Genomic DNA, 483 nt, shown 5'->3' with positions numbered 1-483 from the left:
CCCCTGGTGCCGGCGCTGCGCTCCTACTGGATCGCAATCCACGTCACGATCGTCGTGTCCGCGTGCGGGATCCTCACCTTCGCCAGCACTGCGAGCCTGCTCCACGTCGTCGCGGTCCACGGGCACAAGCGATCCCGCGGACCACTGGCGTGGGTCGCCGCCCGACTTCCCTCCGCGGAACTACTCGATCGGGTCGCCTACCGCACGACCATTGTCGGCTTTCCGCTGTACACAATCGGGGTCATCTGTGGCGCGATCTGGGCCGAAGCCGCATGGGGACGCTTCTGGGGCTGGGACCCGAAGGAGACCGTCTCCTTCATTGCGTGGGTGCTCTACGCCGCCTACCTGCACTCCCGAGCTACGAGCGGATGGGGGAATCTTCGCGCATCGTGGATCAACGTCGCAGCCCTCGCCACCACACTGTTCAACATGTTCGCCATCAACTTCGTCGTCTCGGGCCTGCACTCCTACGCAGGCCTCAAC

General features: G+C 65.2%; 1 protein-coding gene. It reads left to right on the top strand.

Annotated elements, in window-relative coordinates; all coding sequences use genetic code 11:
* On the top strand, positions 1–483 hold a 483-nt coding region (ccsA, locus tag AC1DYG_RS19495), incomplete at both ends, for a cytochrome c biogenesis protein CcsA (RefSeq protein ID WP_477641506.1).

This window comes from Pedococcus sp. P1_H8 (assembly GCF_056405175.1).
This window is presented reverse-complemented; position numbering and strand designations above follow the sequence as displayed.